Annotated in this window: 14 protein-coding genes; 8 read left to right on the forward strand and 6 right to left on the reverse strand. The window is 65.6% G+C overall.

Annotation, left to right across the window (positions count from 1 at the left end; all coding sequences use genetic code 11):
- Positions 1-4 precede the first annotated feature (4 nt).
- From P3T23_RS28355 to P3T23_RS28390, 8 genes are all read left to right on the forward strand, one after another.
- A complete protein-coding gene (locus P3T23_RS28355; protein ID WP_429319408.1) occupies positions 5-2956 on the forward strand; it encodes a DUF4118 domain-containing protein in 2952 nt (983 codons plus the stop codon).
- Positions 2949-3647 carry a two-component system response regulator KdpE gene (gene kdpE, locus P3T23_RS28360; protein WP_429319409.1) on the forward strand — a complete coding sequence of 233 codons (699 nt, stop codon included), beginning with the start codon at positions 2949-2951 and terminating at the stop codon, positions 3645-3647. The genes P3T23_RS28355 and kdpE overlap by 8 nt, the downstream gene beginning before the upstream one ends.
- A gap of 126 nt (positions 3648-3773) precedes the next feature.
- Positions 3774-4094 carry a quaternary ammonium compound efflux SMR transporter SugE gene (gene sugE / locus P3T23_RS28365; protein ID WP_133660318.1) on the forward strand — a complete coding sequence of 107 codons (321 nt, stop codon included), beginning with the start codon at positions 3774-3776 and terminating at the stop codon, positions 4092-4094.
- 319 nt (positions 4095-4413) lie between these two features.
- On the forward strand, positions 4414-5025 hold the full coding sequence (locus P3T23_RS28370) for a DUF4126 domain-containing protein (RefSeq protein ID WP_133660317.1): 612 nt from the start codon (positions 4414-4416) through the stop codon (positions 5023-5025).
- 92 nt (positions 5026-5117) lie between these two features.
- Complete coding sequence (locus P3T23_RS28375; RefSeq protein WP_429319470.1) at positions 5118-7607, forward strand: ABC transporter permease; 2490 nt, start codon at positions 5118-5120, stop codon at positions 7605-7607.
- Positions 7608-7634: 27 nt separating this feature from the next.
- Entirely contained in the window at positions 7635-8045 is a 411-nt protein-coding gene (locus P3T23_RS28380) for a group II truncated hemoglobin (protein WP_429319410.1), read from the forward strand.
- Positions 8046-8190: 145 nt separating this feature from the next.
- Positions 8191-8922 carry an alanyl-tRNA editing protein gene (locus P3T23_RS28385; protein ID WP_429319411.1) on the forward strand — a complete coding sequence of 244 codons (732 nt, stop codon included), beginning with the start codon at positions 8191-8193 and terminating at the stop codon, positions 8920-8922.
- The gene (locus P3T23_RS28390) at positions 8919-9548 is read left to right on the forward strand and encodes a DUF924 family protein (protein ID WP_429319412.1); all 630 of its coding nucleotides are present in this window, start codon (positions 8919-8921) and stop codon (positions 9546-9548) included. The genes P3T23_RS28385 and P3T23_RS28390 overlap by 4 nt, the downstream gene beginning before the upstream one ends.
- A gap of 39 nt (positions 9549-9587) precedes the next feature.
- On the opposite strand, the gene P3T23_RS28395 is transcribed toward P3T23_RS28390, so the two are convergent.
- The 6 genes from P3T23_RS28395 to P3T23_RS28420 all read right to left on the reverse strand — a co-directional run bounded on the left by P3T23_RS28395 (position 9588) and on the right by P3T23_RS28420 (position 15716).
- Entirely contained in the window at positions 9588-11477 is a 1890-nt protein-coding gene (locus tag P3T23_RS28395) for an ArnT family glycosyltransferase (RefSeq protein WP_429319413.1), read from the reverse strand.
- Positions 11478-11718: 241 nt separating this feature from the next.
- The gene (locus tag P3T23_RS28400) at positions 11719-12465 is read right to left on the reverse strand and encodes an SDR family oxidoreductase (RefSeq protein ID WP_429319414.1); all 747 of its coding nucleotides are present in this window, start codon (positions 12463-12465) and stop codon (positions 11719-11721) included.
- Between the two features lie 79 nt (positions 12466-12544).
- The gene (locus P3T23_RS28405; RefSeq protein ID WP_429319415.1) at positions 12545-13129 is read right to left on the reverse strand and encodes a TIGR00730 family Rossman fold protein; all 585 of its coding nucleotides are present in this window, start codon (positions 13127-13129) and stop codon (positions 12545-12547) included.
- A gap of 2 nt (positions 13130-13131) precedes the next feature.
- Entirely contained in the window at positions 13132-13857 is a 726-nt protein-coding gene (locus P3T23_RS28410; RefSeq protein ID WP_429319416.1) for a TetR/AcrR family transcriptional regulator, read from the reverse strand.
- 161 nt (positions 13858-14018) lie between these two features.
- The gene (locus tag P3T23_RS28415) at positions 14019-14666 is read right to left on the reverse strand and encodes a diacylglycerol kinase (RefSeq protein ID WP_429319417.1); all 648 of its coding nucleotides are present in this window, start codon (positions 14664-14666) and stop codon (positions 14019-14021) included.
- Between the two features lie 18 nt (positions 14667-14684).
- Positions 14685-15716: a glycosyltransferase family 4 protein gene (locus P3T23_RS28420; protein ID WP_429319418.1), complete on the reverse strand. Its 1032-nt coding sequence runs from the start codon at positions 15714-15716 to the stop codon at positions 14685-14687.
- Positions 15717-15729: the final 13 nt, after the last annotated feature.

Below are 15729 nucleotides of genomic sequence, written 5' to 3' on the forward strand. Positions count from 1 at the left end.
ACGCATGAACCGACCCGATCCCGACGAGTTGCTCGACAAGCTGCAACGCGATGAAGCGAAAAGCCAGCGCGGCAAGCTGAAGATTTTCTTCGGCGCGTCGGCCGGTGTGGGGAAGACGTATGCGATGTTGCAGGCAGCCCGCCGGCGCAAGGAGGATGGCGTCGACGTGGTGGTGGGCATCGCGGAGACGCATGGGCGCGGCGAGACAGCCGCGCTTCTCGACGGCCTCGATGTCCTGCCGCTCGCGCGGATCGAGTATCGCGGCCGCAAGCTCGGCGAATTCGATCTGGACGCCGCGCTCGCGCGCAAACCGCAACTGATTCTCGTCGACGAACTGGCGCATTCGAATGTTCAGGGCGCGCGGCACCTGAAGCGCTGGCAGGACGTCTACGAACTGCTCGATGCGGGCATCGACGTCTACACGACGGTCAATGTCCAGCATCTCGAAAGCCTCAACGACGTGGTTGGCCAGATCACCGGCATCCGCGTCTGGGAGACCGTGCCTGACCGCGTGTTCGATCGCGCGGACGAAGTGACGCTCGTCGACCTGCCCGCCGAAGAACTGCTCGACCGGATGCGCGACGGCAAGGTCTACATGGCGCAGCAGGCCGAGCGGGCGGTGCGCAACTTCTTTCGCAAGGGCAACCTGATCGCGCTGCGCGAACTGGCGTTGCGGCGCACGGCGGATCGCGTCGACGCCCAGATGCGCGAGTATCGCGCCGACCGCTCGATCCAGCGTATCTGGCAGGCACGCGACCGTTTGCTCGTGTGCGTCGGGCCGGGTCCGGAGGCGCCGACCCTGGTGCGTGCCGCTGCGCGCCTTGCCGCGGCGCTGAAAGCCGACTGGATCGCGGTATACGTCGAAACGCCCAAGCTGCAGCGGCTGCCGGATGCGCGCCGCGAACGCACGCTGAATGCGCTGAAACTCGCGGCGGAACTCGGCGCCGAAACGGCGACGCTCGCGGGTAACGACGCCGTCGCTGCATTGATCGGCTATGCGCGCGTGCGCAACGTGTCGAAGCTGGTGGCCGGTGCGTCGTCGCGTTCCGGCTTGACGCGCTGGCTGCGCCGGCCACTGGGCGACCGCATCGCCGAACGTGCGGGCGATGTCGACCTGACCTTGATCCGCGCGTCGTCGGAGCAGCAGGGCGTCGAGCGTCACACGCCGCTCGATGCCGGCGCACGCGCATGGCGCGATGCATTGAGCGCGGCCCGCGAACGACGTTCGCCGCCGGGTGCGTATGCCTGGGCACTGGCGATCTGCGCGGGCATCACGCTGGTCGCGAGCCAGCTGCTCGACCGCATCGATCTGACCAATCTCGTGATGCTGTATCTGCTCGGTGTGATTTTCACCGCGGTGAAGCTCGGGCGAGGGCCGGGCGTCGTGCTGTCGTTTCTCAGTGTGGCCGCATTCGATTTCTTTTTTGTGCCGCCGCGCATGTCGCTGTCGGTGTCGGATACGCAATATCTGCTGACGTTCTTCAGCATGCTGCTGACCTCGCTCGTGATCAGCCATCTGACTTCGAGCCTGCGGCGCGAGGCGAGCGTCGCGCGACGTCGCGAGCAGCGCACCGGCGCGATGTACGCGATGGCGCGCGAGCTGGCCGCGGCGCTCGCGACCGAACAGATCGTCGAGATCGGCAGCCGTCATGTGAGCGAGGTGTTCCGCGCACGCGTGGCGATCCTGCTGCCGGACAGCGCCGATCAGGTGAAGCAGAAAATCGAGGAAGCCGACGCGGCGATCACGCTCGAAGGCAGCGCGCTCGATAGCGACGTCGGCCAGTGGGTCTACGATCAGCAGAAGCCGGCGGGCCACGGCACCGATACGCTGCCCGCCGCCGCGGCGCTGTACCTGCCGCTGAAAGCGCCGATGCGCACGCGCGGCGTGCTCGCGGTCGTGACCAAAGACGAACGCGAACTCGAGGTGCCCGAGCAGCAGCGCATGCTCGACGCGTTCGCCGCGCAGATCGCGCTGGCGCTGGAACGCGTGCACTACGTGGACATCGCGCGCGACGCGCTGGTGAACATGGAGTCGGAGCGGCTGCGCAATTCGTTGCTGTCGGCGATTTCGCACGACCTGCGCACGCCGTTGACCGCCATCGTCGGTTTCTCGTCGATGCTTGCGCAGACGCGCGAATCGCACCCCGAGCCGCTGCCCGGCGACGATCTCGTGGAAGCGATTCACGAAGAGGCGCTGCGGATGACCGGCATCGTCACGAACCTGCTGGACATGGCACGGCTTCAGGCGGGCGGGCTGAAGCTGAACCGGCAGTGGTCACTGCTCGAAGAGACGGTCGGTGCTGCGCTGCGCGCCTGCCGTCGCGTGCTCGTGCGGCACCCGGTGCAGGTGAAGTTGCCGCTGGACCTGCCGCTGCTGCAGCTCGACGCCGTGCTGATGGAGCGCCTGTTCTCGAACCTGTTCGAAAACGCCGCCAAATATGCGCCGGCGGATACCCCGCTCGAGATCGGTGGCGAGCTCATCGACGACGATGGCAAACCGCTCGTGCGCGTGACCGTCGACGATTTCGGCCCGGGCCTGCCGGCCGGTATGGAAGCGCGGGTGTTCGAGAAGTTCACGCGTGGCGAGAAGGAATCGGCGAAGCCCGGCATCGGGCTGGGTCTGGCGATCTGCCGTGCGATCGTCGATGCGCATGGCGGTACAATCGGCGCGGTCAATCGCATGGCCGCGGACGGGCATGTCGAAGGCGCGCGCTTCTGGTTCACGCTGCCGGTGGAAACGCCGCCGCCGTCGTCGCCCGAAGCGCTTGAACCCCCGGACGAATCCCTGGGCGACGAACCCGGCTTCGCAGACGAACCCGCGACATCGGTTTCCGTGCCGGACCACACAGCAGACGCCACCAATATGCCGTCTTCCATTTCCCACGATCTGCCGGTCGATTCGACGCCCGCGTCGGCACGAACCCCCTCGCAGAACTCAAAGCCGACCCATGAGTGACCCGAGCATCACCGTCGTACTGATCGAAGACGAAAAGCAGATCCGCCGTTTCGTGCGCGCGTCGCTGGAAGGCGAGGGCATCGCGGTTCATGACGCGGAAACCGGCAAGCAGGGGCTCGTCGAAGCCGCGACGCGCAAACCCGATCTGGTGATCGTCGATCTCGGCCTGCCGGACACCGACGGCCTCGATGTGATCCGCGAACTGCGCGGCTGGAGCGATCTGCCGATCATCGTGTTGTCGGCGCGCACCCAGGAAACCGAGAAAGTCGCCGCGCTGGACGCCGGCGCCGACGACTACCTGACCAAGCCGTTCGGCGTGTCGGAACTGCTCGCGCGGATTCGCGCGCACATGCGCCGCCGCAACCAGGGCGGGGCGAACGATTCGCCGCAGGTGCATTTCGGCGCGGTCACGGTCGATCTGGCGCTGCGGCAGGTTTCGCGCGACGGCGTGGCGGTTCACCTGACGCCGATCGAATACCGGCTGCTGGCGACGCTCGTCCGCCACGCCGGCCGTGTGCTGACGCACCGGCAGTTGCTGCGCGATGTCTGGGGGCCGTCGCATGTCGAAAGCCATCACTATCTGCGCATCTACATGGCGCATCTGCGGCAGAAACTGGAACGCGATCCGGCGCAGCCAGAGCACATCGTGACCGAAACTGGGGTCGGCTACCGGCTGGTCGGCGCGGTCTGAGATATATGCCGGGCGATATGGCGCGCGGGTCCAATTAAATCGATTTGATATGATAGTGAAACTGTAAGGACGACCTTGCACGTTCGATTCATCGGGGACGGCCCCATCTAACCCATGGAGGCCCCCGTGTCCTGGATTCTTCTATTGATCGCCGGTTTGCTCGAAGTCGCGTGGGCGGCCGGTCTCAAGTCTTCCGAAGGTTTCACCCGTTTCTGGCCGTCGGCATTCACGGTGGTGACTGCGCTCGGCAGTTTCATCCTGCTCGCGATGGCCATGCGCCAGTTGCCGCTCGGCACGGCTTACGCCGTCTGGACCGGGATCGGCGCGGTCGGCGCATTCATTTTCGGCATTGTCATGATGGGCGAAGCGCTGACGCTGGCGCGCGTCGCCAGCGCGGCGCTGATCGTCGTCGGGCTGGTCGGGCTCAAGCTCTCTTCGGGGCATTGACCGGGCCACCAAGCGAGGCACCGGGCACGGCGCGCGGGCTGGCTGGTCCGCCGCACCCGCCCATGTCTCGAAGGCCCGAACGCGAGAGATTCAGCGGACTGCGAATCAACGTGGCTATAATGAAGCCGGATCCAGTCTCAAAAATGCCTCGCGCGGCTGGTCTGGCGCCGCTTGGGGTCTGACACGACCGATCGGCGCAGCGAGACCGTCATCGTGCCGCCGTTGCGTCCGTCGTGCCTGTTGTCACCGCGGTGCGTGCAGGGCGTGTGGCACGTGCGGTGCGCCCCGCAGGGCGCCCGCAGTGCACCTGGAGGCAGCAATGCTTGAACCACTTTCGCTTGCAGCGGGCCTCGCATGGGGCAGCGGCCTTCGCCTCTATCTGACGGTGCTGCTCGCCGGCGTGTTCGAACGCCTCGGCCTCATCCATCTTCCTGCCACGCTTTCCGTGCTGTCGTCGCCGTGGGTCATCGGTGCGGCGGCCGTGCTCACCGTCGCTGAATTCCTCGCCGACAAGATCCCCGCGGTCGATTCGCTGTGGGACGCGATCCATACCTTCATCCGTATTCCTGCTGGCGCGATGCTTGCCGTCGGCGCGCTCGGCCACGCCGATCCGGCGCTGCTGACCGTGGCCGCACTCGCCGGCGGTACGCTCGCCGGCACCGCGCATCTCGCGAAGGCCGGCACGCGGGCGCTCATCAACCTGTCGCCGGAACCGGTGTCAAACGTGATAGCGTCGTCGGCGGAGGATGGGCTCGTGTTCGGCGGGCTGCTGCTTGCGCTGTTCCTGCCGTTCCTGTTCCTGCTGCTCCTGATCGGTTTTCTGATGGCGGCGGCGTGGGCGCTGCCGCGTCTGTGGCGAGGCGTGCAGGGCGGCTTTCGCGGCATGGCGAACCACATGGTGTCGCGCCTCGCAAGGAGCCGGCACGATTGAGCGATCGCTTGAACGTTTCGGTGCGTGTTTCGCAGCAAGCGAGGACGGCCCGCCGCTTCACGTTGTCTGATCTTCTCGCGCAGGCCGGGCGCATGACGTTGCGCGACTGGCGCGCAGGCGAGCTGACCATGCTGCTGCTCGCGCTGGTGCTCGCGGTGGCGGCGCTCTCGAGCGTCGGCTTTCTCGCGGACCGGCTGCATCAAGGGCTCGAGCGCGATGCCCGGCGCATGATCGCCGCCGACTTCATCGTGCGCGCCGATCATCCGGTCGATCCGCAGTTCAGCCAGCAGGCCCAGGCGCTCGACCTTCGTACGGCGACCACCGTCATTTTCCCGAGCATGATCAGTTCGACCGTCGCGACTCCGACCTCGCGCCTCGCGGCGCTGAAGGCGGTGTCGGCCGGTTATCCGTTGCGTGGCGCGCTGCGCATCGCAACGGCGCCCGGTGTGCCGGATCGTCCCGCCGACGCGATTCCGCCGAAGGGCGTCGTGTGGGCCGACCAGGAACTGCTCGATTCGCTGAAGCTGCACGTCGGCGACGCGGTGAAAGTAGGCAGCCGGACCTTCACGATCGGCGCGATCATCACCCGTGAACTGGATCGCGGCTTCGCGTTCGTCAATTTTTCGCCACGCCTGATGCTCAATGCCGACGACCTCGCGTCGACCGGCCTCATCGCCTATGGCAGCCGCGTCACGTACCGGCTGCTGGTGGCCGGGCCGGACGAAGCCGTGGCGAAATTCGCGGCGTGGTCGCATGCGCGCGTGGACGGCGGCAAGATGCGCGGCGTCGCGCTGGAATCGCTGCAGGACGGCCAGCCGCAGGTGCGTCAGACGCTCGATCGCGCAAGCCACTTCCTCACGCTCGTTTCGCTGCTGACGGCGCTGCTTGCCGCGGTCGCCATCGCGATGGCCGCACATCGCTACATGCGCCGGCATCTCGACGGCTGTGCCGCGATGCGCTGCCTCGGCGTCAGTCAGAAAACGTTGCGCTCGCTGTTCACGCTCGAATTCGTCGCGCTCGGTGTGACGGGCGGCGTAGCCGGTGTCGCGCTTGGCTTTGCGGGGCATCTGGCGCTGCTCGCGTGGCTGGGCAGTCTGATCGACGTGGTGCTGCCCTGGCCGACCGTATGGCCCGCCGTCGAAGGCATTGCGGCTGGCCTCGTGCTGCTGCTCGGCTTCGCGTTGCCACCGCTGTTGCCGCTGACGCGCGTGCCACCGGTGCGCGTGCTGCGTCGCGAGTGGGGCGAAGAGGGGCGCACCGCGTGGGCGGCCTACGCGCTCGGTATCGTGCTGTTCGCGGCGCTCCTGATCGTTGCAGCGGGCGAGCTGAAGCTCGGAGGCATCGTAGCGGGCGGCTTCGCGGGTGGGCTGCTCGTATTCGCCGTCATCGCACGGCTTGCGCTGTGGGGTGCCTCGCGGCTCGTGCGCAGCGAGCGTGTGAATGCCGGTATCGGCTGGCGCTATGCGCTCGCTTCGCTCGAACGCCGCAGCAGCGCCAGTGCGCTGCAGATCACGGCGCTCGGCATCGGCCTGATGTGCCTCCTGCTGATCGCGATGACGCGCAACGATCTGGTCGCAGGCTGGCGCAAATCGACGCCGCCCGATGCACCCAACGAGTTCATCATCGACATCCAGCCTGATCAGCGCGACGTGGTCACGCAATACCTGGGCGCGCATGGCTTGCCCGGCGCGGAGCTGTCGCCGATGGTGCGCGGCCGCCTGATCGCGATCAACGGCAAACCGGTCAATCCGGATTCGTACAGGAGCGAGGATGCCCGGCGCCTCGTGGACCGCGAATTCAACCTGTCGTACACGACGAGCCTGCCCGACGACAACCGGATCGAAGCGGGCAACTGGTACGGTGACACAACGAAACCGCAGATCTCGATCGAGCAGGGTCTCGCGAAACTGATCAACGTCAAGCCGGGCGATATGCTGCGCTTCGATGTGACCGGTCTGCAGGTCGACGCGCCCGTGACGAGCGTGCGCAAGCTCGACTGGGGCTCGTTCAAGGTCAACTTCTTTGTGCTGATGCCGCCCGCCGCCTTGCAGGATTTTCCGGCGACGTTCATCACGAGCTTCCATTTGCCGCCGGCGAGGCGCACGGCGATCGATGGCCTGATCGCCGAGTATCCGAACCTCACGGCGATCGATACCGGCCCGATTCTGGCCCAGGTGCAGCGCGTGCTGGAGCAGGTGATCGGCGCGGTGCAGTTCCTGTTCGCCTTTACGCTCGCGGCGGGTGTGCTGGTGCTGTACGCCGCGCTCGCCGGCACGCGCGACGAGCGTATGCGAGAATCCGCGCTGCTGCGCGCGCTGGGCGCGTCGCACCGGCAGGTGCGGGCGGTGCAGGTGGCGGAATTCATTGCGGTCGGCGCGCTCGCCGGGCTGATGGCGGCGCTCGGCGCGCAGGCGATCGGCTGGGTGCTGGCCACGCGCGTCTTCGAGTTTCATCTCGAGTTCGACCCGTGGATGCTGCCGGTTGGCGTGGCCGCCGGTATCGCCTGCGCGGGCGTCGGCGGGTGGTTGAGTCTGCGCCATGTATTGACGCGCCCGGCCTTGCAGTCGTTGCGCGATGCCTGAGTTTTCGACTCTCTTTTGTCTTCACGTATGACCGATCCAATCGACGAAGCGCCGGCGCAACCGACGGCCTTCGAACTCGTGGGCGGCGAGGCGCGCGTGCGCGAACTCGTCGACCGTTTCTACGACCTGATGGACCTCGAGCCGGATTTCGCCGGCATCCGCGCGCTGCATCCGCCGACGCTCGAAGGCTCGCGCGACAAGTTTTTCTGGTTCCTCTGCGGCTGGCTGGGCGGCCCGGACCACTACATCAGCCGCTTTGGCCATCCGCGTCTGCGGGCGCGGCATCTGCCGTTTACGATCGCGTCGGGCGAGCGCGACCAGTGGCTGCGCTGCATGGCGTGGGCAATGGAAGACGTCGGGCTCTCCGAGGCCCTGCGCGAGCGGCTGCTGCATTCGTTCTTCGATACCGCCGACTGGATGCGCAACCGGCCGGGCTGATGTCAGGAAGCGTCGTGCAACGGTAAAAGCGGCCTGAAAAAGCGGCCAGTACAGTCCGGCTATTCCTCTCCATCTGGCTGACTTTCTACGCTGTGGGCTGCCCGGCATAATGGCTCTTTTGGCGGAAAGTAAAAGAGGACTCTCCATGAAGACGCGCGCCCTGTTTCGCGACGACGCCTATCTCACGCACTGCGACGCCGCGATTACCGCGGTGGACGAGCAGGGTATCCATCTCGACCAGACCGTGTTCTATCCGCTCGGCGGCGGCCAGGCGGGAGATGCGGGCGCCCTGATCCTGGCGGACGGCACACGAATCGCGATTGCAGACACCCGCAAGGCGAAATTCGAAGGCGCGACGCCCGACGACGCGGTGCATGTTCCCGCGCCAGGTCAGGAGATGCTGCTGGCGCGGCTTGGGGCCGGCGAGCGCGTGCGGGCGGAAATCGACTGGGAACGCCGGTACCGGCACATGCGGTTGCATACGGCGAGCCACCTGATCTGCGCGGTGCTGCCTTACCCGGTGGACGGCTGCAGCATCACCACCGACTACGCGCGGCTCGATCTTGCGACAGTCGAGCCGATCGAACGCGAGGTGGTCGAAGCGCGGCTCGCCGAACTGGTCGGCGGGGCGCATAGCGTCTCGACCCAATGGATCACCGACGAAGAGATGGAGCAGCGCCCCGAACTGGTTCGCACGATGAGCGTGAAGCCGCCGATGGGGCTCGGACGTGTGCGGCTGTTGCGCATCGAAAACGTCGATCTGCAGCCGTGCGGCGGCACGCACGTGCGCAACACACAGGAAATCGGTGCGTTGCGCGTGGCGAAACTGGAAAAGAAAAGTGCGCGCACGCGCCGGCTCGTGCTGGAGTTCGCGTGAGCGAATCGAACGCCCGGGAAGCATTATCCGCGGACTACGCCGCGCTCGATCCCCGTGCGCGGGATGTACTGGAATGCTGGTTCGGCGCACCAGGTACGGCGGATTTCGGCGCGGAGCGCAAAAACTGGTTCAAACGCAGCGACGCGTTCGACACGATGCTTCGCCAGCGTTTCGGTGCCTTGATCGACGAAGCGCTGCACGGCGCGCTCGACAGCTGGACGCGGACACCGCTCGGCGCGCTGGCACTCGTTATCGTGCTGGACCAGTTTTCGCGCAACTGCCATCGGGGCACAGCCCGGGCGTTTTCCGCCGACGCGAAGGCGCTGCTCGTCGCGCAGCAGATGGTCGCGAGCGGCGCGGATCGCCAACTGCCCGGCGTCCATCACCGGGCATTCGCCTATCTGCCTTTCGAGCACGATGAGACCCTGGAGAGCCAGCGCGAATCGGTGCGTCTCTTCAATGCGCTGGAGGTCGAGGCGCCTGGGGCGGACTATGTCGGCTCCGCCATCCGGCACGCGAAGATCATCGAGCGGTTTGGACGTTTTCCCCATCGCAATGCATTGCTCGGCCGCCCGTCCACCGTGGAAGAGATGGCGTTTCTACGCGAGCCAGGCTCGTCGTTCTGATTACCCGTCGCGACAGGAAGCGATGCCGGTCTCGAACCCTCAATCCTGCGGCGTCTTTGCGCGGGGGATGCGCACAAAGACGCGCAGCAGTTGGTCGTCGTCGCCGTGGCGCGCGCCTGACCAGTATGGCTGCCAGTCGCCGCGCGGCACGAACGCATCGCCAGGACTGCTTTGCACGATGAGCCACGTGCATTCCGTCTTCTCAGTGTCGCTGGTCGGCATGTGCTGCACGCCGGTGAAGTAGTACAGCATCGGCGCTTCCGATTCGCCTAGTCCGACGCTTGCCATGCAGTCGCCATCGTTCCACTCGGTGTCGAGGCGCGTACCCAGATCCTCGAAGACCGCCCGGTAGCTCTTGGCCTCATCGATCCACGGCAACAGCAACGTGCTGACCAGACCCCACGCGAGGATCGCACCCAGGCACCAGCTCAGCGCGCCGCGCCACTTGCCCGCGTGCCTGAGGGCGGGCAACAGCCATAGCCAGCCGGCCGTCAGCAGCAGCGCCGAGCCGATCAGCACCGGCCTCGCGGGCATCACCCAGTCGAGTGGCAGCCAGCGGCCGAGCAGACGGAGAGTCGAATGGGATTCTACCGGGCCCGTCATGGTTGACCAGACGATCCAAACGAGCATCGCAAAGCTGCCGAACAATAGGCGGTTCGTCATATCCCAGATGGAATGCAGGCGCTGCGGCAGGCGTTCGACACCCAGCATCGCGAGGAGCGCGAGAGGCGCGATGAAGGGCAGGATGTACAGTTCGCGCGCGGTCGCCGAGAGCTGCAGCACGGCGATGCCGATGCCCGCGAAGATCGCCGGCAGCGCGACGCGAGGATCGAGCCAGCGTCGCCAGCCGCTGCCCGGAAGTGAGACCAGTGCAATCAGTGCAAGCGGCCCGACCGGGAAGCCGACGGTCAGAACTGCGCGCAGCACAAAAAAATGTCCGTCGTTTCCCGAGCCGAGATAGGGCACCGAGAAGCCGAAGAAGCGTCCCACGTTGTTGTCCCAGAACCAGACCTTGAACAACTCCGGCGAGCGCAGATAGAAGCAGATTGGCCAGATCAGCGCAAACGGCGCCAGCACGAGCGTGGCGAGCGCAAGCGAACGCGCGAAGCTGCGACTGCGGCAGGCGGGATACAGCAGCATCACCGCTACGGTGGTCGCCCCGAACACGAGCGGCACGAACAGGCCTTTGGCCAGCAGCGCGATGCCGACGCCCGCACCTGTCATCCACACAGGATTGTTCGCGAGGGCGCGTGGCGCGTCGATAGTCGATTCGCGGACGTGCGCAAGCACGAGTTCGAAGAGTCCGCAGAACGCCAGTGTCGTGCCGGCCATCAGCGCGACGTCGGTCATCATGTCGTGCGAGTGCTTGATCACGACGAGGCTGCTTGCGAACAGGGCGACGCTGCCGATCACGCGCAGGTCGAGCCAGCGGGTGGCGCCTGTGACCGTGCGCGCAAGACGGGCGGTATAGAACAGCGCCATGCCGGAAAAGAGGGCGCTCGCGAGGCGCGCAGCGTCGTGCAGTGGCAGGTAACGTCCGAACATCCACGCGAGACCGGCAGCGACCCAGTCATAGATCGGCGGCTTCTCGACGAACGGCTGGCCGGCATTGGTCGGCACGACCAGATCACCCGTCTGGAGCATGTGCTGGATGATGCCGAACGTGTAGGTTTCGTCCTGCTTCCAGGGGTCGTGCCCGAGCGTGCCGGGCAGCAGCCACGCGCAAAGTACGGCGAGGGCCACGATCCATATAATGGGGCGTGACCACGCGAACGCGTCTGTCCGCGGTGCGTGCGCGGCGGGTGCAAGCGGTGCGGCGGCTGCGCCTTCGGAGAGGACTGCGGAACCTGCGGTGCTGGCACGTGCCCCTATAGTGGCAGTGGCGATTGTTCCCCGGCGCGATGCCTTGGGACGATCTGGCTGATTCATGGCAAAAAAGCTCTGGTCTTGAGCCGCGACGCAGTGGTGCGCGATCTGTTCTGGTTGTCGGGCGCAGCGCGCTGTCCTGCTTCTCTGTGCGCGTCAGTCGCCCTGGCTGGGCGCCATTCTATACGCCTAATATTACGGGCGTTTACAGAGAGTGTAGGGGTTTAGAAAATATCGTCGCGATAACGCGATCATTGTTGCGCCGAAAGCAGGAATTCGACGGTGCGCTGGGGAACAGAAGGGGTCAGCGACCGGCGCTGACGTCGAGAAGCGCGCCGTTCACATACGAAGCGGCGTCGCTGAGAAGCCACACGATGGCCTCGGCGACTTCGTCGGCGCTGCCTGGGCGGCCGAGCGGGGTTTGTGCGCCGAGCACCGCGGCGCGGTCAGGGCGGCCGCCGCTCGCATGGATATCGGTATCGATGAGGCCGGGGCGCACCGCGTTCACTCGCACGCCCTGGGGGCCCAGTTCTTTGGCGAGGCCAATCGTCATCGTGTCGACGGCACCTTTCGAGCCAGCGTAATCGACATATTCGTTCGGCGAGCCGAGGCGCGACGCCGCTGACGAAACGTTGACGATCACCCCGCCGTCGCCACCGCGATCTTTTGCCATACGACGGGCCGCCTCGCGGGCGACCAGATACGCGCCCAGTACATTGACGTCGAACATGCGCTTGAGTCGAGCGACATCCATGTCGGCGAGCTGCATCGCCGGCGCGACGATGCCCGCGTTGTTGACGAGCGCATCGACACGGCCGAACGCATGCTCGAGCGAATCGAACATCGCGATCACGGCGGTTTCGTCGGCGACGTCGCCGGGAATCACGCGCGCGTGGCCGCCAGCGCGGCCGACTTCGGCGGCGGCTTCACGCGCAGCGGCTTCATTGTGTGCATAGTTGACGCCGACCGACCAGCCGCGAGCGCCGAGGAGCCGCGCGGTTGCCCGGCCGATGCCCCGGCTCGCCCCGGTAATCAGAACGACTTTTGTCATGAAAGCCTCGTCAAAAGCACACGCCGAAAACGTAGCGTTCGGCGACATGCGGTTTTGCGCCGCACCACTTCACTCCACGTCACACGGCTTCGCGGTTGTCGGCCCACTTGTCGCGGGCGGGCGGTTGATAGCGTTGCAGCTTGTTGATCAGAGAAACCGGGTCCGAATCGATCTGCAGGATATCCAGGTAAGTCTGTCGCATGAAGCCTTCCTGTACCGTATGCTGCAGCATCGAGATCAGCGGATCGTAGTAGCCGTCGATGTTGAGCACGGCCACCGGCTTCTGGTGATAGCCGAGCTGCGCCCACGTGTAGACCTCGAAGAGCTCTTCGAGCGTACCTGCGCCGCCGGGCATCGCGATGAACGCATCCGACAGGTCTGCCATCATCTTCTTGCGCTGGTGCATGTCGGGCACGACATGCAGTTCGGTCAGACCTTCGTGACCCACTTCCTTGTTGACCAGAAGCTCGGGAATCACGCCGATCGCGCGGCCGCCGGCGGCCATGACTTCGTCCGCGATCACGCCCATCAGGCCCACCTTGCCGCCGCCGTATACCAGTGCAAGCCTCGCCTCGACGATGGCGCGGCCGAAGGCCTTCGCGGCTTCCGCATAGAGCGGTTTGGCTCCGTCGGAGGAGCCGCAGTACACGCACACCGACTTCATGCTCAGGCGTCCTTCGATTCGTTGCGCGGGGCGGCGCCGTCTTTGGGAGGCAGGTAGTCGTAGAACTCGCGCTTGGGCAGCTTGCCGGAGACGAGATCGTCGAAGATCTGCCGCGAGCGGCCATGCAGATACGGCGCCATCAGCGAGATGATCTGCACGCTGACCTGATGCAGTTCGGTACGGATCGCTTCCTGGTCGTTGTATTTGCGCGGGTTCATCACGAACTGGTACGACAGCCAGTACGTCGCGATGACGCCGATGTTGGTCGCGATCACGTGGAGTTCTTCAGACGTGGCAACCATTTCGCCATCGGCGACGAGCTGTTCGCAGAACTGGTTCGCAAACCGGACCTTGTGGCTGATGATCTGCTTGAAGTGTGTTTCCAGCGTGCGGTTGCGCGCGAGCAGATCGTTCAGATCGCGATACAGGAAGCGATAACGCCAGGTGAAATCGATCATGTATTGCAGGTACGACCACATTTCGTCGATGGTCGCGCGATGGTCGTCGGGGAAACGTAGACGCTTTTCGATCTCCTGCTCGAACTGGCTGAAGATGCTGTTGATGATGTCGTCTTTGTTGCGGAAGTGGTAGTACAGGTTGCCCGGACTGATTTCCATTTCCTCGGCGATCGTCGTGGTCGTCACGTTGGGTTCGCCGATCTCGTTGAAGAGTTTCAACGAGAGTTCGAGTATCCGTTCGCGGGTGCGGCGGGGAGGTTTGGCTTCCATGTCGTCCGGCCCTGGTTTGACCGGGCTGGCGCGCGGCGGCATACAGCAGCTGCGGGGTCCGCCCGGACGCGGTTTGTATTTTCAGAAACGATCGTCCGATTATAAACCGGACGTTCTGTCACCAGGCGCGTTTCAGGCGTTGCCGGGAAGCGGGAGCGCGGTCAACGCCACGACCCGATCCAGTGCAGCAGGGGCGGGCCGAGCACCAGCCCCCAAGTCATCAGACACATGACGAGGGCCACCATGACCGCCGCGCTGCCGAGATCCTTCGCGCGGCGCGACAGTTCGTGGCGTTCGAGCGAAATGCGGTCGATCGCGGCTTCGACACTGGAATTCAGCAGCTCGACGATCAGCACCAGCAGCACGGAGCCCTGCAGCAGCACGCGCGCCACGGGTTCGACCGGCACGATCATGCCGATCGGCAGCAGGATCGCGGCGAGTGTCAGCTCCTGGCGAAACGCGCTTTCCTCGCGGATCGCGACGCGAAAACCGGCGAGCGAGTTTTTCAGCGCGTGCCAGGCGCGCGTGAGGCCACGGTTGCCCTTGTACGGATTGAACGGCAGCGGCGCGAGCGGATCGTCCGGACCGAGCGGCTCGCCGGTGGTTTCCGGCAGCGCCTGCGTCGCGTCGCGATCGCTTTCAAGGCCGTGACCGCGTGGGTCGTCGAACGGCTCGAGGTCGGGCGCGCCGGCGGCATCGGTAGCATCGCGGGTATCGGCGGTGCTGAGGTGAGGTGGGCGCGGCGCGTCACGCGGCGCGCGTAGCGCGTCCGCGGCCGGGCGTCGAACGGTGGAGGTTCTTGCCTGCATGTCTGGTCGCGCGCCGCCTCATGCGGCGGCACTCTCCTCGCTGAATGATGCACCCGGCAACGGCTTCAGATGCGTTGCGAACTGCTCGGACGCCGCGCCCCACGAAAAGCGCTCGGCCCACGCGCGTGCATGGTTGCGATCGATCTTCAGCGCTTCGAGGCAGGCCTCGCGCAGATCCTCGTTCATCGCTCCTGCGCCGCCGTTGCCCAGCACGTCGATCGGACCCGTCACCGGGTAAGCCGCGACCGGTGTGCCGCACGCGAGCGCTTCGAGCAGCACCAGACCGAACGTGTCGGTGCGGCTCGGGAACACGAACACGTCGGCAGCCGCGTAGACCTTGGCGAGTTCGGCCTGGGTCAGCACACCGAGGTAGTTCACCTGCGGATAGCGCGACTTCAGTTCGGCAAGCGCCGGGCCTTCGCCGGCAACCCATTTCGAACCGGGCAGGTCGAGCTTCAGAAACGCCTCGACGTTCTTCTCTACCGCCACGCGTCCAACATACAGGAAGATCGGCCGCGCCGTGTTGAGCACCTTCGAATCCATCTGGTGGAAGATGTCCAGATCGACACCGCGGGTCCACAGCACGACGTTCGTGAAACCGAATTTTTCGAGATCGGCCTTGACCACCGGGGTCGGCGCCATCACTGCGAGCGACGGCTTGTGAAACCAGTGCAGGAACCTGTACGTCGCGGCGAGCGGAATGCCGAAGCGCGCCTGCACGTATTCCGGAAAGCGCGTGTGATAGGCGGTCGTGAACGGCAGTTTGTGCTGGATCGCATAGGCGCGCGCGGCGAGGCCGAGCGGGCCTTCGGTGGCAATGTGCAGCGCGTCGGGTCCGAACTCGTCGATGCGCTGGCGCAGACGCTTTTTGGGGAGCAGCGACAGGCGGATTTCAGGGTACGTTGGGCACGGTATCGTGCGGAATTCGAGCGGCGTCAGCAGGTCGACGCGATGGCCAAGCGCCGTCAGTTCGCGCGTCGTGTTCTTCAGCGTCCGGACGACGCCGTTGACCTGCGGTTCCCATGCATCGGTGACGATCAGAATCTTCATCGTTGTGACCCAG

The organism is Paraburkholderia sp. GAS448 (assembly GCF_050435685.1).
In the GTDB taxonomy this organism is placed as follows: Bacteria; Pseudomonadota; Gammaproteobacteria; order Burkholderiales; family Burkholderiaceae; genus Paraburkholderia.